The sequence below is a fragment of the Microcystis sp. M53603_WE2 genome (genome assembly GCF_030065435.1).
In genome coordinates this window covers 1-20,717 of record NZ_JASJFF010000549.1, presented here as the reverse complement: position 1 = coordinate 20,717, position 20,717 = coordinate 1, and the positions used below count along the sequence as shown (strand labels likewise).

Below are 20,717 nucleotides of genomic sequence, written 5' to 3'. Positions count from 1 at the left end.
GAGCAACTGGAACATCTCCCCCTAGATGTTAAGTCTGATTGCCCAGTCATTCTCAACAAGCACTGTTTATTGAGAATGACCGGGGGAACCCTGAAATTTTCGGCTTAGTTGGTGGCAGCTTGCCGCCAACTCACTCCTCTAGATAAGTATTTTGACTCAGGCATCTTCCTCTTTTGAGACGTTGTGACACTTAGGGTGCGGAATGTGGGATCGAATGCAGCAACGCCGAAAAGCGCATTCGTTCAAGGCAAAGTAAACTGTTGCAAAAATTTCCAGACCACTTCACTAGCATTGATTGCCTGACTGTTCTTGCCCACTAGATTTTCATGGTCTCGATTGCTAAAATCGTTTTGGTTAGCTCGTCTCATGATTCGCCCTCCAGGCCAACCATGACCTCCTCCCTCAATGCGATAGAGCATGACGGTGGCATTTTGATGACAACCTGAATACTGGTAAGATACCACTTTAGTCCCATCATGCTCCGTGTCAGGAAGTTTTTCCTCTTTTGGCGTTGCCGAGCAGCCATTATTTTTGCGCCAAAATGCCACCGTCTCAGGAACTGAAAGGATTTCTCCTCTGGCACCCACTGTCATTTCTCCTCCTACCCAAGGGACAAGTCTATCCTCAGTGCCATTGATCATAAGTACGGGAATAGGTCTTTGGGGCCGACATCTAGATTCGAGGGATTTTGCCATCGTCGAACTGACAGAGGCGATCGCAGCAATTTGGTTAGCCATTTCGCATCCTAATCTTTGGGCAAAAAACCCTCCATTGGAACCCCCAGTAACATAGATTCTTTTTCTGTCAACATTCCTCAATTTTTCTACGTCTTCAATCACAGCCCGAACGAAAGCAACATCGTCAATTTCTGGGTGAACCTCAGGGGTGTTGCGTCCGTCATTCCATTGCCCCCCAATAGCACCTAAGTCAATGCCGTTAGGATAGACAACGAGAAAATCTTCTCTATCAGCTAAATCGTTAAAGCCAGTTTTCGCCGCCATGGTATCCCCCTGACCAACACCACCGTGAAAAGCTAACAACAGTGGCATAGGTCTGTCCCTAGTATAAGAACCAGGAGTGTAAAGATAGTAACTTCTTTCTAACCCTTGATTGTATAGAGTTCTCAAGACCATATCTTGATTGAGATTAACTCTCCTTCTTCTTCTCATTGTCTGCGATAGTAACTGTTCCTTTAAACTTTCTTGGGGTTGTGGCTGGCTGGCATAACAAGCGGTCAAAAATAAGAGAGTAAGCAGACATAAAAGAAAAATCATGCTTGTCATTCGCCTGAGCTTTCCAATTTTCATTTTAAGCAAATTGTCAACATTATAAGGGAGTGATTGGGTTTAAGGAAGCCAAGACCAAATTTCGATCTGGAAGAAACGCACAATTGGACTGGAAAAAGCGACAATGAAGGGTTTCATCGGCCCTTCAATCTTAGCATAGCCCGTCATCCCAGTCTTAAAAAGGTGTTTTTCATAAGGAATTTCCACCAAAACCTTCACAACTGGTTCTGAAGACAAATCGCCTGTTGTTGTGCTGTTGTCAGCCGAGGGGGTAATGGAGACAACTTTCCCCATAATGGTTTCCGTGGGATAGGCATTGAGTTTGATTTGAACCTTCTTACCAATCGAAAATTGTCCGACATCGTACTCTGGAACTTGCACTTCTGCCAAGATCTTGGTAGCATCTTGCGCTGTCGCAAAGGTCTCTCCTTGATCCAAATAGCTACCCACTTTGGTGTCCAGATAAGGAGTTACTAGATAACCATCCAAGGGCATGACTAAGGTGGTGAGTTTGAGTTTATCTCGCTCTTGCTGCTCTTGTTTCCTTAAGCGTTCTAGCTCGGCACGAGCCACTTCCACATCCTGCCGAGCCGCTTCAATCTCGTCGGGGTAGGGACCGGCTAACAGTAACTTGAGCTGAGATTCACTTGTCTCCAAAACTCTTTGCTTGCTTGCTAGCTGGCTGCGTGCTTGTTCGATTACTTGTTGCTGTTGTAACAAAGCCTGGCGCTTTTCTTCCGCTTCAATTTTCTTGGTTTGAGCGTTCCTTTGGGCATCTTCTACAAGATTTAGGGCAATTGCTCCCTCTTTGTAACCTTCTTCCAGGCGAGAAGCCTCACGGAAATAAAAATCAGCTTGGGTGAGCGCGCTTTCTATTTGCTTCTTGATTACCTCTAAATTTTGCTTGTCCACTGCTACCTCTTTCTTAGCTTTATCTACTTCTTCTCGAGCTATCTTTACCTGATTGCGGGCTACTTCCACATCTTCCTTTCTTGGCGTGGCTAAAAGTTTAGCTAGATAAGATTGCTTAATTTTGACATCGCCTAGCGCTTTTTCGATTTGAGATTGCAGCGTCTCTATCGTATCTTCAATATCGACATCTTCCATCTGGGCAATGACCGTTCCTTTGCGGATTAATTGCTCGTTACCCCCTGGGAACATGACGCGAGTAATTTTGCTTTTACCATCAACTTCAGCCTGAATAGCCACCTCGGCGGGAGTGAGCAATTGCAGGGGACCTCCTGGCATAGTCCGATAAGGCAGAAAAAGCAGCGTTACCAAACCAGCTAGGATAAAAAATTTCAGATTTTTCTTCAGCCAAGGCTGAAAGCCCTGGCGAGAGCGACTTGAGGGCTTTTTTGAGTTCTTAGTCTCTTCTGTCAAGTTAGAAGGAAGCCCACTCGTACCTTGGGAATTCCGTCCCCTGAAGAACAAGCGAGAAACCTGTTTGCGAAAACCGATGAATACCAGGACGGAGACGATAATTATCGCTGATTCAGCCCCAAAAATTTCTGGAAAAAGTGTGTATAGACCTTTGGCAAAATTGGTAACGATCAAATAGATCATCAGTAAACAAAATAAGATACTCCCCAGACCAAACCCGGCAAGCATCAATTTTTCTCTCGTCGATAAAAAACTAGGCAGATTCCGCCCCTTGATCACCATCCCCCACGCTCTGAAAGACTGAGACATAAAGTTATCAGGCAGTCGGAAAAAAGCGATCAAGAAATAATAGCCATAGAGAGGCCAGAGAGGGCAAGCCATCAACACAAAAGTTGCCAAAGCTGCATGGGCGAGTAAGAGGAGCCAAATATGAAATGCTGTTCCTGAACTTCTCTGTGCGTACCAAAAAATCATACCAAAGCTAAAGATAAAAAGGCGCATGATCAAGGGAGTCCCATAGATCCAGAGTTGGGCCTTTCGTGGTACGCTTTGATAATCTCTCAGATCCACATGGAAGTGAGGCTTGAATCCTAAAGCTAAGGTCATGCCAAACACGCTGGAACGACCGCCATAGGCAGCAAACACCGTCCCTTGAATAATACGGCCGCATAAATTCAAGATTAAAATGTCAACTAAATAACTTAGGACAAAGGGTAAGCCATCAACAAAACGCCCCACGTCGTACCATAAAACCGTCCTATTATTCCAAAACGTCAATAGAGCAATAGGTAAAAGAGGCAGCAATAGCCAAGTTGACCATCTAAGCCAACGGTGGCAAGGGTGAGTCCAACGGGCTAGGCTAGTAAAAACGGCATCAGGGTTAGGATGTTTCCAAATAAAAAGCAACGAATGCTGCTTGGATTTTTTCTTGGTTGGCGAGGAGTTTTTGTGACCGTTTCCTTCCTCGGATTGAGAGGATGGCAATTGGTTTTGATGCGGTTCTAGTAGTCCAAAACTATCAATCTGTCCAGCAAAATTCTGGTAATCTTCTTCAGTGAGACTGATATTAAAGCGTTCTTGAAAACTAGCCAAGATTTCTGGTACAGATGTCACCCCATCCATAAGTTGACATAAAAAATATTCTTCTTCCCCGAATTCAAAAGTTTCCTGAGAGATGGGATCTTGAATAAAATAACGCTTGGCCGAGGTTTGACGATCTATTTTCCTGGTGACAAGCAAATCCTCACGCAAGCAATTGGAGAGAGGCATAGGCATAGAAGAGCTATTAATAAAAAATTATAGACATGATACTAGATTTATTTTAAAGCATAGTATATGGTATGGTTAACTAGGCTCTTCGGGACTTGGTATGGTTCGATAGGGGGGCATAAATCGACTAAATCCTTATCTGGCAAGAGATTTAATTGATTAGTTCGCTCTAGATAGAAAACAATTGGCCAAAATCGAAGCAATGCCTTTCTCTATAAGGGTTCCATCCCTTATAACCCCCGTCCATTGCATAACACAAACCGAAGAGCCGCATAGTATATTATATGGTTAACTATAAACTCTGATAGGTCGAGAACCATTTTATGAGAACGACTAAACATAAAAACCGACTCACGGGAGACATCTATACCGTAGCATCGAAGCCGCCGATGCACCTGGGCGGCAATAGTCCACCCTCGATCAATACAGCGTTCATTAAAACTGATGTTAGAATAAAAAAGCCAACGCACCCAGGTGTGCCAAGATGGGCGAATTGGTGGTTCTCGCCAGACAAAAAGCTTGACCAAAGTAAAATACCTGACAACAAGGGCGACATCGTTTGTAAATGAGGAATCGCAACATAATCAAGTTTTGTTATCTGCTGCCGGGCAGTCAGTGGATTTAAAACAGATGCTTGTGGAGGGGAATCTGGACGGGGTTTCAAGACAGAGATGACTTGGGACTAGACAAACCCGATGAAACAAGAATCTCCCGTCAAGCTACGCTGTGACGGTGAGAGTGTCAATGTAAAGCCGTGCTTCTAGCACGGGGTTTCCCACCCAATTTTTCTGATGAATTCGGCAAACTCACCTGCTCAGATTGCGATTATTGGCATGGCTGGACTGTTCCCAGGCGCCAAGGATCTGGCTACCTACTGGCAAAATATTCTCAGTAAGGTCAGCGCCATTCGAGAAGCCCCCGATGACTGGAATCCTGCCAATTCTTGCGATGATAATGGCGGATTATATACCTGTAAAGGGGGGTTTCTTGATGATATCGCCGAATTCGATCCCCTAGAATTTGGCATTATGCCCAACTCCATTGAGGGGGGCGATCCGGATCATTTTCTCTCCCTGAAAATTGCCCGGGATGCTTTGAAAGATGCCGACTATCTCGATCGCCCTTTCAACCGGGAAAAAGCTGGCATTATCTTGGGGCGCGGCACTTACTTCAATCGGGGTTTTGGCACGGTCATCCAACATGGTCTGATCGCCGATCAAACCATAGAACTGTTACAGCAAATCGTCCCCACTCTCGATGCCCAAACCTTGGGCCAGATCCGCCAAGAGCTAAAGGCCAGCTTGCCCCCCTTTAATGCCGAGATGTCCCCTGGATTAGTCCCTAATGTGGTGACTGGACGCATTGCCAACCGCCTCGATTTAATGGGTCCTAACTACTTAGTGGATGGAGCTTGCGCTTCCTCTTTGATTGCCGTTGATTTAGCAATCCAAGAACTGTTGAGCGGTCGCTGCGACATGATGCTGGCGGGGGGAGTCCAAGCCTCTACACCACCCCAGGTTCACATGGTCTTCAGCCAACTCGATGCCCTCTCCCGTTCTACCATCAAGCCTTTTGACCAGTCTGCCGACGGAACTCTTCTCAGTGAGGGCTTGGGAATTTTAGTGCTCAAACGCCTAGCTGATGCCCAAAAAGACGGCGATCGCATCTACGCAGTTATTCAAGGTATTGGCACTGCCAGCGATGGCAAAGGTTTGGGACTGTTAGCTCCCCGTTGGCAAGGGCAGGTACTGGCCATCCAGCGAGCTTACGAGAATAGCGGCATTGATCCAGACACAGTTACTCTTGTGGAAGCTCACGGCACGGGGATGCCCTTGGGAGATAGGACAGAAATTAAGTCCCTCACCCACATCTTTGGCCAACGTCAAGGGGAGATGCCCCACCGGGCCATTGGTTCGGTTAAATCAGCGATCGGCCACTGCATTCCCGCCTCCGGAGCCGCCAGTCTGATTAAAATGGCTTTAGCTCTTTATTATAAAGTCTTACCTCCTACCCTCTGTCAGCAGCCTCACCCCTGTCTAGAGGAAGAAAAGACTTCATTTTACGTCAATACAGAAGCCCGTCCTTGGATTAACGGACAGAGCAAAGAACCCCGTCGTGCTGGTATTGATGCCTTTGGTTTTGGGGGCATCGATGCTCACGCCATTTTGGAAGAATACGATCGCTCCCCTGATCTCCCAGAGAGGAAGCTGCCCTGTTCATGGCCCACAGAATTGTTCATTTTTTCGGGAGAGGAGACAGCCAATCTCATTGATTTAGTTGAACAGGTAGAGCGGCGGCTGCAGTCATCCCCCAATCTGCTCCTTTCTGACTTAGCTTATACCCTAGCTAACCGTAATCCTAGCCCTCACCGTCTGGCTATAGTTGCCAGCGAGAAGACGGATTTACAAGCCAAACTCCAACTGGCCAAGTCAAAACTAGCAGAACCTGGACGGACTCGTTTCCAGACTCGCAGTGGCATTTACTACGCTCAGGTACATCCAGAAGCCGAAGTAGGTAAAACCGCTTTCCTATTTCCGGGAGAGGGATCTCAGTACCCCAATATGCTCTCAGATCTCTGTCTCCACTTCCCGAAAGTGCGGGCTTGGTTCGACTTTTTAGATGATATATTTGGCAAAAATAGGAATTATCCGCCAAGTTACTTTATTTTTCCGCCGCCCACAGGCTTGAGCGAGGAGCAACGCCTCCTCGCAGCCAAAGAGTTGTATAACCTAGATCTGGCAACGGAGACAGTCTTTACTGCTAGTATGGCTCTCTACGAACTGCTCAAAGATCTGGAAATCCAGTGTGACGTGATGGTTGGTCACAGTACGGGAGAAAATACAGCCCTGATTGCATCTGGAACTATCCAACTGGCCAGCCGCCAAGAAATGGGGCAGAAAATTCTTGAACTTAACCAAATTTACCTAGATTTGACAGCAGAAGACCGCATTCCCCGAGGGACTCTGCTCACTGTTGGCGCTGTCGAAACTGCCATTTTGGCGGAGATGGTCGCCCAATCTTCGGGGCAACTCTACCTAGCCATGGACAACTGTCCTAACCAAGCCGTTCTCTTTGGTAATGAAGAGGCCATCAAGCAAGCGGCCAATCAACTCAGGGAATTAGGGGGAATCTGTACCCGTCTGCCCTTTGATCGTGCCTACCATACGCCCTTGTTTAACCAAGTGGCAGAAGCTCTCAGGGAATACTATCAGGGGTTGACCGTTGGACCAGGGCATACCCAACTCTACACTTGCGCTACGGCGGGTCCTTTCCCGCCAACACCACCGGAAATTCGAGAATTGGCCCTGAGCCAGTGGTCGAGCCAGGTGCGCTTCCGGGAAACGATTGGCCACCTCTATGAACAGGGAGTCAGAACTTTTGTCGAGGTCGGTCCTAGTAGCAACCTTAGCAACTTCGTTAGAGATATTCTCTCCGGGCAAGACTGCTTGGTTCTGGCAAGCAACAGCCAACGTCGTTCCAGTCTCGAACAAATTCAACATCTGTTAGCCCAGTTATTTGTCAACGGTCGCGCCCTCAATTTTGCTCCTCTCTACCAATACCGGCAAGTGGACCTAGTAAACCTAGAGACTGCCTCTCTAGAAGCAGCAGGCAACGGTAGGCAGAAAAGGCTCTTGGACTTGACCATGCCCAAGATGAAACTTACATCAGCTTTTGTCCACACCCTTGAGCAGAAGTTCCCCTCTGTGCCGCCAGTGGCAACGGGTAGAGAGGGCCAAGTCCAGGAGAATATTGAACTAACCTCAACTTTGCCGGTTTCCCCCCCAGAGAAGCCCCCTTTACAAGAGCAGATTTCTTCCCCCAGTTTCTCTGCCAGCTTCCCCGATATTCGTCTTCCTGTCTTCTTGAGTCACTTGGATTTGATGGAAGAATTCCTCAATAGTCAAGCTAGGACGATCAGCAGTTTCTATACAAACCCATTCTCCCATCAGCAGCAAGAAGCGGTTGGTCTGCCTTGGGTTGATGTAGAATCTGTTCCCCTCAGCTTTTCAGAGGCTTGGCCTTTCCTAGGGGAGATTATTGAGAAGGGCGAAGGCTACCTCTACTGCCGGCGACATTTCGATCTCCACTGGGATGACTTCATTTATGACCATATGCTAGGGGGCCCCTGGTCCCATCGGCAGCCTAGGGAATTTCCCTTGCCCGTGATTCCCTTCACCGTCAGCATGGAAATTATCGCAGAAGCTGCTGCCTTTCTCTGTGATGGACAGCAATGGGTCAGTCAGGTTGACAACGTGCGTAGCTATCGCTGGCTGGCTCTGGAACGGGGATACTTGGTTCTCGACATCGTTGCCCAACTGCAAGAGCAATTAGCACCAGATATTTGGGATGTCCACGTCCAACTGTTTCAGCCGTCGCGGGGCAGCGAGCGCCGTTTAGTCTTTGAGGGTGATGTCAGGCTCACCTCTCAACTAAATCCATCACCACCAGCAACCCCTTGCCAGTGGCAGGACTCCCAACCGTCACGCTGGTCAGACGAGCAACTTTATACGGAAGGTATGTTCCACGGACCGCGACTCCAGGGGGTCAAGCATATTCGCCAGGTCAGCCAGCAAGGGATTGAAGCTGATCTAGAAGTGATGCGCGTCGATAATTTTTTTAGAGATATTGCCAGACCCATCTTTCAGATTGATGCGCCACTTTTGGATGCGGCCGCCCAGTTAGTGGCCTACTGGGGTTCGGAGTTCTTTGGGGTGAATTTTCATACTTTTCCTTTCAGTGTTAGGGTTTTCGAGCAATATGCTCCTCCCTTGCCTGCCGGAACTCCCATCTCCTGTCGTGGTTGGTTAAGCTTTGACGGCGAGCGACAGCTTCAAGGTAATTTTGAGTTTCTCAACAGCGAAGACCTTGTTATTGCTCGCGTGTTCGGATTACTGGAAATCTTTATTCGTGTCCCTCTGGAGTATCATCAACTCCGCCGGGAGCCGCAAGTGGCCTACTGGTCCGAGCCTTGGCAAGAGGAAGTAGGTATGCTCTCCCGTCGGCTGACCTTAGTTCCCGTCAACTTTTTAGACGAATTGGGAGGGGTGATTAAATATATCATCGCTCACCTGATTTTCACCCAATCAGAGCGAGAATTTTGGTACAGTTTACCAGAGCAGGGTTCCGATCGTAAGCAGTGGCTCTTAGGGAGTTTGGTGGCCAAGGAAACTATTCGCCAGTTTGCCTTGCAAAAATTTGACTTGGCTCTGGGCCCCCTAGACGTGCAACTCTTCCCCACCGAGAGCGGTAACTTGCAAGTGTACTGCCCTCCACTGGAGAGGATGGGAGTAGTGCCTGAGGTTTCAATCAGCCAGAATCAGAACGTTTTTGTCGCCGCTGCGGTTGAACCAAGTATTGATAATCAAGAAAACTAACAGGCAGCGTTTGACAAGAGCGGCTAAGTGACTATAATGTAAACACAACATTAATTCTTGTTCAGTTGTTGTTTTTGAAAAGTGAGGTTAATTAATTTATGTCTGGGAAACAAAGTTTAATTTTTAGCCAAGAAGATATCGAAGCCCAAGTAATTGCTGTCTTAGAAAATATGACGGCCGATTGGGAATTGGAGGATGGCGGCAAAATAGATACAGAAACTCGCCTAATGGAAGATTTGGCTTTTGAATCGATCGATGTGGTGCAGTTGGTAGTAGCACTAGAAAAGAACTTTGAGCGCAAGGGATTACCCTTTGAACAACTGTTTATGAGGGATGGAGACTACGTTGATGAACTGGAAGTGAAAGAGATTGTTGAGTTCCTGCACAAAAATCTACAATAACTATAACAACTAATAGGAACTTGATACTCCCACGGGTAAACGCGTGGGATTCTTTGAAAGAGGATTTTTATGAATAAAGTTTTGATGATTGGACTCGATGGAGCGACCTTCTCTCTCTTGAATCCTTTGATGGAGGATGGTGTTATGCCATTCTTGCAGCGATTTGTCAAGCAGGGAGTGTGGGCAGATTTAATGTCAACCCCTAATCCCCTCACCCCGCCAGGATGGGTATCGATGATCACTGGCATGAGTCCTGATGCTCACGGTATCCATGATTTTTTGTATCCTGAACAGGTTGGCGAACAAATCTTTCTCAAGGTCAATGACTCCCGCAATGTTCGCTGTGAAACAATCTGGTCGATGGCCAATCGCTATGGCAAACGAGTAACGGCTTTGAACTTTTTTGGCATGGCTCCTCCCCCGCCTCTTGACGGCTATTCCATCTCTGGTTTCGTCACTTGGAAGCATTTACGGAGTGCCACCCACCCCTCTCAACTAATTGATACCATCAAAAACTTGCCTAATTTTGACTACAAACATTTAGGCATGGATATCACGGAAGAAAAGAAAACCATTCAAGGCATACCAGAAGAAGAATACGAAGATTGGATCGCCATTCATTCCCAGAGAACGAAAACTTGGGCTGATTTACTCGCTTATCTGATGACAAACGATCCCACGGATTTAACTGCCATTGTCTTGGACAGTCCCGACAAGCTGCAACACTTTTTCTGGCGCTATCTGTATCCACCACTGATGGGGACTGATGCGGATCCAAAAGAGAGCCAAATTCGCGAACTCTGTATTCAGCACTATCGAGATTTAGACGGCATGATCGAGCAGTTGGTGCAGTTGGCAGGACCTGAAACTAATGTCCTTCTGACCTCAGACCATGGATTCGGCACGACAACAGAAGTTGTGTATCTCAATGAATGGCTGGCCCGCCAAGGATACCTAACTTGGGGGGAAACAGCCCGGACGGATACGGACGGCAAGTTAACAGCAGACAGGATGAAAGATCATCTCATGCTGATTGACTGGCAGAAGACCATCGCCTATTGCCCTACCCCTAGCAGTAATGGAATTTACATTAAGAAAGAGACTCCTCTCAATCATGGTGTTAAAAAAGAAGATTACCGGCAATTTTGCCAAAGCTTGCAGCGACAACTTCTTGACTACAGAAATCCAGCCGACGGGGAACCGATCTTTCTTGAAGTCACTTTAAACCGAGCTAAACTTGCTGGAAGACCAGAAGCGGAAAATTCCCCTGACATGACTGTCAGGTTGCGGGATGGGGGCTTTGTTTCCATTTTGAAATCCACAGAGGTGGTCAGGCCTAGAGTCAAACCCGATGGAACTCACCGTCCGGCTGGAATTTTCATCGGTTCTGGTCCTGATTTTGTCAGCGGCCAACACTTACAACCTCTATCTATTCTCGATATTACGCCTTTGTTGTTATACTGCTTGCAACTGCCAATTCCCACTAATCTAGAAGGAAGAGTTCCCCAAGAAGTTCTCAAACCTGAAGTTCTTAAGGCTCGTCCCATTAATTATCAAGACTTCTCTGACAGTTGGGAGAAGGAAAGTGACGAAGAGGAAGCAGAAATTTCTGAGACCGAAAAGGAGGCTCTTCTCCATCAACTTCAGTTACTGGGTTATATGGAATAAATCTGATTAAACATCTCCCAGAATTGGGTTATAACCGTTATGATACCGATTTAAAATCCCAGTTTCCGGAGATGTCTAATCTAACTTTCTCAACTTTACCCTTTAAAGACAATGCCTACAGTTCAAGTTGATCCAGTTCACCAGATATTCTTAAACTACCAGTGCTTGGGAGAAGGGGAAGATTTATTGCTTATCCATGGGCTAGGAGCTAACCTAGCTTTTTGGTATCCCGGTATCGCTTCTGCCCTGGCCCAGCACTACCGCGTGATTATTTATGACCTCAGAGGCCATGGCAAAAGTACAATATCTGACTCTGGCTATACTCTGACTCGGATGGTACAAGACCTGCGAGTGCTGCTTGAGTATCTCGAAGTCGAAAAAGTTCATCTTGTCGGGCATAGTTTTGGAGCGAGGGTTGCTCTCCTTTATAGCATTTCCCATGCTCAGCAAGTTAAGTCTCTGACAGTAGCAGATACTCAATTACAATGCTTGCAAGCCAAGATGCGGCTGCGGGATTGGCCTCATTGGCAGAGTTGGCGACAAAAACTTCTAGAACAAGGAGCACCCCTGCCGTCAGAAGATCAGATTATTGATTTTCACCTGCTCGACCAGTTGAATACAACTGTCAATGAACTGACCAAACCTTCCTTAAAAAACCGTGATATGGGCAGAAAAGGAAAGGAGCGATGGCAAAAATTGATGGCAACTGCTGCCAAGCAAGAATTTGAGCAGGAAACTGAAATAACGACGGCTAAATTGTCACAAATTATTCAACCAACTCTAGCAATTTATGGAGAGAAGTCTCACTGTCTGCCGACTTGCTCCCAGTTAAAGAACTTACTTCCCAATTGTTCGGAGGTAATTATTCCAGAAGTAGGACACTTTTTTCCCGTGATTAAACCCGATCAATTTGTGCAAGTGATCTTGAATTTTTGCCAGAAGGACAATCGGTTTTTAGAGAGAAAGTTGTTGGTCAGTCCAGCTTTAGAAAAATAGTGATAACTACTGCTTTTCTACAACAGCATCTCCGTCATGACTTGAGAAAATTGGGAACCAACAGTCCATGTCTAATCAGCAGAAAGTGGCAATTGTTACAGGTGGCAGTCGAGGCATTGGTAGAGCGACTTGTTTAGCTCTTGCTGGGCAAGGCTTTTCTGTTGTCGTCGTCGGCACCAACCCTGAGCGCATTGAGCAGACTCTCAACTTAATCAATGATAAATGCAATCCTTCCCCAGCTTCCCATCTCGGACTAGCACTAGATGTTAGGAAGGAAGCAGATATGGAGGAAATGGTCAACCAAGCAGTCGCCCATTTTGGTAACATTGACTTACTTGTTGCCAGTGCTGGATTGGGGAAAAAAGTCAGATCAGACCGTTCACTGCCCCGTCCGACTACTGAACTTTCCTTAGATGAATGGCACGATCTCTTGGAAGTTAACCTAACAGGAATATTCTTAAGCAATCGTGCCGTTTTGCCGATCATGATCTCACAAGCATCGGGTCAGATTGTGAATATTTGCTCGTCAACAACACCCTATGGCTTAAGGGGGGAACCTTACGCTCCCGCTTATTGTGCCTCCAAGTTTGGCGTGGTAGGATTAACTGAATCCCTTGCTGAAGAGGTGCGCCCCTATGGTATTCGTGTGCAAGCAATCTTTCCTGGTTTGGTAGAAACTGGCATGATTGCTAAAACTGCGTTAGCCCGTCGTTATGGTGGACTGCTCACAGTAGAAGATGTGGCAGCAATTATTGTTTATTTAACTCAACAGCAAGACGATACTGTAATTGTCCACCCCCACCTACTTCCTGTTTTAGAAAGATAATCGAGGGGATTGTCAAGGAGAAGATTCAATTATGAGCCAGCAAACAGGGTCTAATTTAACCGATCAAGTCACAATTATTACAGGAGCTAGTGGAGGCATTGGTCTTGCCTGTGCCAAGCGACTCTTGAACCAACACCATAAAGTGGTATTAGTAGATATCAATCCAGAAAAATTGGCTAGTGCCGTCGAAGAATTAGTTACAATTGCTCCACCAGAGCAAATTCTCAGCTTGGTACTTAGTGTCTGTGATGAAAATGATATGGCGGCAATGGCCAGCAAGACAGTAGCTCATTTCGGGCGGATTGACAACCTCATTGCTTGCGCTGGTATTCTGCGAGTGGGAGAGGATTTGAAAACAATCTGGCAAACCTCTTTGGAGGAATGGCGGGCAGTGATTGAAACTAATTTAACTGGGACTTTTTTGAGCAATCGAGCCGTTATCCCCGCTATGATTGAACAGAAACAAGGGGATATTATTAATATTTCTTCGGTTTCTGGCCGTCAAGGTCGGCCCTTCGATGGCCCTTATTGCGCTTCCAAATTTGGCATTATCGGACTGTCTGAATCCCTGTCGGAAGAAGTTTCCGCTTGGGGAGTGCGGGTACAGACTATTTTACCAGATGCTATTGATACACCTCTGTGGAATCAAAATGGCCCAAGTGTGCCTAAACCAACTTACGCTCTTCCTCCAGAAAGGGTGGCTGAGTTTATTAGCTATCTTCTGAGTTTACCTAGAGATACTTTCTTGCTCAATCCCGTCCTGATGGCTTTTAAGAGCCGCAAAAAACGTACTAAGATTAAGTAACGGACTGGCCTAAAATTGATACTCCCGCCGATAAATCGGCGGACTTCTGCTAACAGTAAGTTAAAGGTTACTACGGCCTACCGAGCCAGACTTCTAGCCCTCCTCGCGGGTTGTCAGTATAGACCCACTTGCCATTTTCCCTCACGGCGATTTTAGGTGCAAAAGGATTGGCCGTACCCGCAAAAAATCCGTGGGGAGTCGAAACTAAATTTCGCAAGCCAATATTGTAGGGATTGCCAAACCCGTGCTGCTCCACTGGCAGCCAGTTTTCTCCGTCATAAGTTCGCCACAATTCAAACCCACTTTGATTTTTGATGAGATTTTCTAGTCCCACTTTATCCAGATAGCGCCGCGCTCGCTCTTCCAGTTTAGTGTGATCGAACCAAGAGAGAATAACACTACCATTACAAGTTCCTAAATAAAGCCAACCGTCATGAATTCCCATGTGCCAAAAATAGCCATTAAAAAAATTGCCAAATCCTGGTTGTAGATAGCTAATAGGGCGTTTTTCGCCTTGGGGAGTCTGACGGGGGGAACCTACCACTAGCTCCCAACTATCATCGGGAAAAATGCGGATCAATTCCCCAGGTGCAGGTCCGATGCGATTGATAATATCATACCCAGAGTTTTGAATCGCACTCCCCACATATAAGGCATCGTTGAAAACCATCATGCAGGCTGCAATCTGGTTGAGCGGGCCGCGATAGGCTCCTTGGTCAATCACCTTTACCCACTTATAGGGGGGTTGGCCCAGACAGTCACTCCGCCAAACTTGGAACCCAGTACAATTGAAAGTACCGGCGTAAAGCTGATCTCGAAAAGGACAGACAGCAAACACGGCTTCATTGGTCGGATCACCAAAACCGTTAAGGCTACAGGGCAGCCATTTTCCTCCCAGAGGATCACTGCTTTCGTAAATAATGGTGTAGTCTGAGGTATTGTGCTTACTGTTGCGAGAGCCAGTGGGAGAAGTATATAGCTTACCACGAAAGGGAACTAAAAACCTGATACTGGTGATCGGCAGGCCGACAATACCATATTCAGAAGCAGGCTGGAAAGTCTCTCCATCTTCAGACCGTAAGATTAAAGCTCCAGGCGCTCGGCCAGGGCAGGTACTCGCCACATACAGGGCGGGCTGGGAATCGGATTCTCCCTGGAAAACCATCATGTGGCGGTAGCCCATCTCCCTCGGCACCATTCCCCCCTCACTGCCCACTACCATTGGAGATTGGTAAACATATCGCCATTCTTTGGTCACGGGATTGTAACGCCAGATTTGGGAGCGTCGATCTACTTGCTCATATAAGCCCTCCACATCATCGGGACATTCAATTGGCCAGACCTCAAGCCCCCATTCTTCAATGCAGCGATGCAATTTGAGAGCACAGAGCAGAGAGCGGGTTGTACCCACAAATAAATGATCTTTAAACCACGCCATAGAGTGGGCGTGAGTATTGTGTCCATCGCCGAAACCATTTTCGCAGATCTTCGAGAAATTGGGAAATTTCAGTCCTGCAGGAGGGGAAGGGTCAAAGGGTCGCTGTCTAGGCGAAGTAACCATATTTGGGATACAATAAGTGACAAAGTTAAGGAATATTATTATAACTCCTAAATTTACTCATGTCGGCCACCCCACCCTTATTTATTCTGGCTTCTCCCCGTTCGTTTACTTCTCTAACCAGCGCCATGTTAGGGCAGCACCCAGAAACCTATGGAGTCCCAGAAATCAATCTTTTTTATGCTGATACAATCGAAGATATTCTCCAGCGCCTGAAAGATGAAGGACAGGCTCGAAAAACCCACGGACTTTTACGCACTATTGCCCAACTCTATGCTGGAGAACAGAGTTTCCCTGCCATTAAAATGGCTCATCGCTGGCTCATGCAACGTTCCCATAAGACTGGAGGAGAAGTTTATCTCGAACTGTGTGAGAAAGTTCAACCCCTGTGCATTGTCGATAAGTCTCCCGCTTATTCTCTATTTATTGAAAATCTTCAAAGAATTCCCAAGACTTTCCCTGATTCATACTACCTCCATCTCGTCCGCCATCCGCGAGGACAAGGAGAATCGGTCATGAAACTGGTACCGGAGGTTCGCATCGGCAAAGCCCCGAAAAAAGCTATTTTCGGAGCGCCTAAAACTCCTAACCCAACTATGCTTAACACTCTAGATCCCAGCCAAAAAACTGCTGTGATTGACTATCAATTTCTCTGGTATCGGATGCAGAGCAGAATTATGGAATTCTTGGAATCTATACCACCCGAAAAACAAATGCGGCTGCGGGGAGAAGATTTGTTGGGCAATCCCCCTCTTTACTTTGAGAAAATCTGTCGCTGGTTAGGCTTGTCTTGGAATGAAGGAGCCTTTGAAGCGATGTTACATCCAGAAGACTCCCCTTTTTCTTCCCCTGGCCCTTTGGGAGCGCAATTTGGTAACGATCCTAACTTTTTACAGAACCCGGTTTTCCGACCCAAAAATATTACCTTACCCAAGTTAGAAGGACCTTTACCTTGGCGTTCAGATGGCAAAGGATTCAGTCCAAAAGTGGTCGAAATGGCTCAGTTTTTAGGATATGATTGAAAGCCCTAAAGGACTTGCCTAGGAATAATATCCCAGCCAGACAATCGCTTACCGCAATAGTGGGCAATGACCTCCTCTTTGGCTTGGCCGACTGGACAACGATTTCCTCTTTGGGGCTGCTGATAGCGATGGGTTCTGCTATATTACCAAAAAAGGATTTAATTTTGAGTGATGATCGAGATTTATCTTGCAAGCCTAATTGTCGCCTTTAATACTGTGTCAGTCAATCTTTATGACATTCTCACTCCAGAGAATAACTTCCTGACTCAATCAATTGCCCAGAGAAGGCGAACTCCTCAGATGAGGCGAGGAAGATCCGAGCAATTTTCTGGCCAAGACGGTCTAATTTTAGAAAAACTGGTGCAGCAAAACCAAGAAAGGAGTTATTACCTCTATATTCCCCGTTCCTATCAAGCGAATAAGCCGATGCCCTTGCTCTTAGCGTTTCACGGGGGTGTCAGTCAAGGTAATAGTATGGCGGTCAAAACTGGTTTTAATAAGATAGCCGAGCGTGAGGGCTTTATTGTCGCCTATCCTAATGGTCTTGATCGGGGTGCTTATGGTCAGTGGAGTGACGGTCGCCATTTGCCAGCCAATGATTCGATTGATGATGTTTCTTTTATGAAAGTGCTAATCAAACACTTATCTAAAACCAGAAATATTGATCAAAAGAGAATCTACGCTACTGGCGGTTCTAATGGGGGATTTTTCACCCAAAGGTTAGCTTGTGAAATGTCCGAGCAATTAGCCGCTGTCGCTTCTGTAGCAGCAACACTTCCGCAACCGATGGTATCAAGGTGTAAACCCAAAAGAGCAATTCCCATTCTGATGATCAATGGCACCGAGGATAAACTTGTACCTTGGGCGGGGGGAACGATGGAAATTGGCGCAAACGCTCAGATTCTTTCGGTGCCACAAACAGTAGCTTTTTGGAGAAGCCGCAATGGCTGCTCCACCAGGAACCAAGAGGTGCGACTTCCTGATACGCAAGCGGACGGGACGGAAGTAGTTAAAATTGGATACTTTAATTGCAAGAGTGGTGCGCCGGTAGTGCTTTATCAGATAGAAGGTGGAGGTCACGGCTGGCCCGGCGGACAGACAGATGCACTTCTGGGAAACGATTCTAGGGGAAACACACGAGGGAATCGCGCACGCCAGAGATTGGTTGGTAATACCAGCCAAGATATTAACGCTAGTGAAGTTATCTGGCAATTTTTACAGAAATATTCTCTGTGATTTACCTGTGGGGGCGACAAGTAGGCTAAAAGCTTGTGCCAATTGTTAAAACTAAGCTGGAAAGTCGCCTTTCCGACTTGTCTTCAAAACCGTGCCTGAGAGTTTTCACCTCACACGGCTCCTCTCCGATAAACCCCTTGTCATAGGGGGGGTGATTCGGTAGTAGTGATGGCGGCTTAATCCTTTGCTTTGCTGTGCATTGTAGTCATGGATAAAATACCAAAGGGTTCCCCAACGTGATTCTCCATTTTTTTAGAGAAAGATAGACTCTCTCTCACCAGCCGAGAAATCCTTTGTCGAAAGGTATTATTTAGGGTTGGCTGAAAAAGTTTATTGGTGGGGTTAGGAGTCAGTAGCCGGTCGTCAGGAGTCAGGAGTCGGGAGTCGGGAGTCGGGAGGGGAAGTCGGAATAACAGAATGACCTCGCACGTCTGGAAGCGGCTCCCTTCGAGATCGAAGAGCGAAAGTGCAAGGGTTTTGAGTCCCTCGGATCGATTTCTCAACGTTTGTCTCTTGCACTTTTTTGACTAAAAAAGTCCCTAAACCGTTTTCTAGCAAGGCTTACAGTAATATTCAGCAAACCCTATTTAGGGCTGGCTGAAAAAGCCTGAAATGCCGATAGGAAAAAGGTTTCGACTCAATAAAGTCGAGAAAAAAGGCCCAAAAAAAGGTAAAATACACTAAAAGCCAAGCACTTGTTTTCATTCAGTACAGATGTATCGGATCTCGACCGCAACTCCATCAGAACCCGAATCATTTGAACTGCCCGAGGAGCGGAAAACTATCAGATGAAAACCGTTGGGTTATTATGGCCAACTTAATTCCCTGGGAAAAATTTGAAGAAGAGTACGCAAAAAGCTTCTGCGAAAACAAGGGTGCGCCCGCCTTACCATTTAGGGTAGCAATGTCCGCATTAATTATTCAAGAAAGATTAGGAATAAGTGATAGAGAAACCGTCGAACAAATTAGGGAAACCCCTTACCTACAATACTTTATTTGGCTAACAAACTATTAAACAGAAGCTCCATTTGATGCCTCAATGATGGTATATTTTCGGAAAAGAATTAAGTTAAATCTCCTTAACAAGATTAACCAAGAAATGGTGAAAAAAGGCCGAGAAATTCTCGAGGACAAAGAATCTGATGCTAGAAGAGAAGAGCGAGGAGAAGAAAGTGAGCGGCCCAATGCAGGAAAATTAATATTAGATGCGACTTGTGCGCCCGCTGATATTAAGTATCCCACAGATTTAGACCTATTCAATCAAGCTCGTCAAGGAACGGAAAAAATCCTAGATTGTCTCTACAGGGAAGTCAAAGACAAGTTAACTAAGAAACCAAGAACTTCCCGAAAAATAGCGAGAAAAAACTATTTAAAAGTCGCTAAAAAACGTCGTCCCTCTCAAAAAGAAAGACGGAAAGCCATTGGTCAACAACTGGGATATATTCAAAGAAACTTAGGTTATATAGACCAACTAATTGAATTAGGAGCCTCCTTAACTTGTTTAAGTAAAAGACAATATATAGCGTTTCCCAATCTTATGAGGTACACCAAAATCTTAACTCCTGACTCCTGACTCCTCAAAACCTAAGACTCTGTACCTCACAACTATGGGAATTGCTATAAAATGCTATTAGTCATTGAAGAAGTCTCTCGTCAACAACGGGAGATGTGGTCAGAGAAAAAAACAAGGGTTGACCAGAGAATTGTCAGTTTAAGTCAACCTCATGTACGTCCTATTGTGAGAGGCAAAGCCGGAAAACCGACGGAATTTGGGGCAAAGCTCTCGGTGTCTTGTGTAGATAATTATGTATTTTTACACCGGTTGTCTTGGGAAAACTTTAATGAATCTCAAGATTTGAAAGCGCAAGTAGAAAACTTTAAAGAGACTTATGGTTGTTAGCCAGCAATCCGTTCATGTCGATAAAATTTATCGAACCAGAGAAAACTTGGCATGGTGCAAGGAAAGAGGGATAAGATTAAGTGGATTACCCTTGGGAAGACCACCGAAGAATCGAAGCGCTGGACTAAAAAAACAAGCACAAGAGGACGAGAGTTTTCGCAATGCAATAGAAGGGAAATTCGGACAAGCTAAGAGAAGATTTGGTTTAAATCTGTGCATGACAAAACTACCTGAAACTTCAGAAACGTCCATTGCTATTACCTTTTTGGTTGTCAATCTTTCCCGACTGCTTCGGCAGTTTTTTGGGCTTTTTTTGTTTTTCTTGATTTCTGGGCGAACAAAAGAACTAAGATGTCGGCAACGCTTTAATAAAAATTATGTTAAAAGTGATTTTACTCAAGTAAAACTTATCACTTGGGCGACAAATTATTGGCACTCAATAGCATAATTCTTTGAGCGACTTTTTCAGCAAACCCTATTTAATCTTTCAATAGGATTAGTTTGACCAGTTTCTTTTCCGGCGTTGCTGAATCAAGCTATGAATGACAACCTTGCACCCATCCAAAAGTTAGTTTGGGTCTAGGTTTTAAAAATACCACAAAAGAAGATTCATATCTCAAATCAGCAACGCCAAAGATATTTATCAGAAAAGTCATGATCAAGCTAGAGGTTTAAAGACTGATCGGGTTCCAATTATTTTTATTAATAAATATTTTACACAATTCATACCAGGTAAGCAAGAGGGCTACGGCACTACTAACGAATCATTACCTTAAACTCTACTATGGTCCAGATGGCTTCTTGGGAAATGAAGTGTCGATTCTGGAACTAGATGGTCAATTCGATAACCTGGAATAAATGATCTACATCGAAAGCCATTTGAGCAAAACCGGCACTAAATACTACGGTGAAATGACGGTATTACTGCTCAGACACTAGGATTATCCCGGTCCCACCAATGGTACGGGTTTATTCCAAGTGTTAGTCGCTCT

At 45.8% G+C, this 20,717-nt stretch carries 11 protein-coding genes and 4 pseudogenes; 10 read left to right on the top strand and 5 right to left on the bottom strand.

Features of this window, described 5'->3' with window-relative positions; genetic code table 11:
• Positions 1-242: 242 nt before the first annotated feature.
• From PX481_RS11445 to PX481_RS11435, 3 genes and pseudogenes are all read right to left on the bottom strand, one after another.
• Positions 243-1,274 carry an extracellular catalytic domain type 1 short-chain-length polyhydroxyalkanoate depolymerase gene (locus PX481_RS11445; RefSeq protein WP_223213023.1) on the bottom strand — a complete coding sequence of 344 codons (1,032 nt, stop codon included), beginning with the start codon at positions 1,272-1,274 and terminating at the stop codon, positions 243-245.
• A gap of 72 nt (positions 1,275-1,346) precedes the next feature.
• Entirely contained in the window at positions 1,347-3,761 is a 2,415-nt protein-coding gene (locus tag PX481_RS11440) for an HlyD family secretion protein (RefSeq protein WP_223213024.1), read from the bottom strand.
• A gap of 224 nt (positions 3,762-3,985) precedes the next feature.
• A pseudogene (locus tag PX481_RS11435) lies at positions 3,986-4,190 on the bottom strand (hypothetical protein).
• 539 nt (positions 4,191-4,729) lie between these two features.
• Between PX481_RS11435 and PX481_RS11430 the strand changes: the two are divergent.
• From PX481_RS11430 to PX481_RS11405, 6 genes are all read left to right on the top strand, one after another.
• On the top strand, positions 4,730-9,313 hold the full coding sequence (locus tag PX481_RS11430; RefSeq protein WP_288094604.1) for a type I polyketide synthase: 4,584 nt from the start codon (positions 4,730-4,732) through the stop codon (positions 9,311-9,313).
• A gap of 98 nt (positions 9,314-9,411) precedes the next feature.
• A complete protein-coding gene (locus PX481_RS11425; RefSeq protein WP_002751229.1) occupies positions 9,412-9,714 on the top strand; it encodes an acyl carrier protein in 303 nt (100 codons plus the stop codon).
• A gap of 69 nt (positions 9,715-9,783) precedes the next feature.
• Positions 9,784-11,382: an alkaline phosphatase family protein gene (locus PX481_RS11420; RefSeq protein WP_002760561.1), complete on the top strand. Its 1,599-nt coding sequence runs from the start codon at positions 9,784-9,786 to the stop codon at positions 11,380-11,382.
• A 111-nt stretch (positions 11,383-11,493) separates the two neighbouring features.
• Positions 11,494-12,378, top strand: coding sequence for an alpha/beta fold hydrolase (locus tag PX481_RS11415; protein WP_002760563.1), 885 nt, complete (start codon positions 11,494-11,496; stop codon positions 12,376-12,378).
• A 67-nt stretch (positions 12,379-12,445) separates the two neighbouring features.
• Entirely contained in the window at positions 12,446-13,204 is a 759-nt protein-coding gene (locus PX481_RS11410) for an SDR family oxidoreductase (protein WP_002751234.1), read from the top strand.
• 31 nt (positions 13,205-13,235) lie between these two features.
• On the top strand, positions 13,236-14,009 hold the full coding sequence (locus PX481_RS11405) for an SDR family oxidoreductase (protein ID WP_002760564.1): 774 nt from the start codon (positions 13,236-13,238) through the stop codon (positions 14,007-14,009).
• A 70-nt stretch (positions 14,010-14,079) separates the two neighbouring features.
• Here the strand turns inward: PX481_RS11405 and PX481_RS11400 are convergent, their stop codons facing one another.
• Positions 14,080-15,447 carry a hypothetical protein gene (locus PX481_RS11400; protein ID WP_223213025.1) on the bottom strand — a complete coding sequence of 456 codons (1,368 nt, stop codon included), beginning with the start codon at positions 15,445-15,447 and terminating at the stop codon, positions 14,080-14,082.
• A gap of 182 nt (positions 15,448-15,629) precedes the next feature.
• Here PX481_RS11400 and PX481_RS11395 point away from each other — a divergent pair, with 182 nt between their 5' ends.
• On the top strand, positions 15,630-16,589 hold the full coding sequence (locus PX481_RS11395; RefSeq protein WP_002760567.1) for a sulfotransferase family protein: 960 nt from the start codon (positions 15,630-15,632) through the stop codon (positions 16,587-16,589).
• Between the two features lie 216 nt (positions 16,590-16,805).
• Complete coding sequence (locus PX481_RS11390) at positions 16,806-17,825, top strand: extracellular catalytic domain type 1 short-chain-length polyhydroxyalkanoate depolymerase (protein ID WP_223213026.1); 1,020 nt, start codon at positions 16,806-16,808, stop codon at positions 17,823-17,825.
• A gap of 195 nt (positions 17,826-18,020) precedes the next feature.
• Here PX481_RS11390 and PX481_RS11385 read toward each other — a convergent pair.
• Positions 18,021-18,139: pseudogene (locus PX481_RS11385) on the bottom strand (IS1 family transposase); the annotation flags it as partial.
• 400 nt (positions 18,140-18,539) lie between these two features.
• Here PX481_RS11385 and PX481_RS11380 point away from each other — a divergent pair.
• Positions 18,540-20,173 (top strand): annotated as a pseudogene (locus PX481_RS11380) (IS5 family transposase).
• A gap of 323 nt (positions 20,174-20,496) precedes the next feature.
• Positions 20,497-20,661 (top strand): annotated as a pseudogene (locus PX481_RS11375) (phosphoribulokinase); the annotation flags it as partial.
• Positions 20,662-20,717 lie beyond the last annotated feature (56 nt).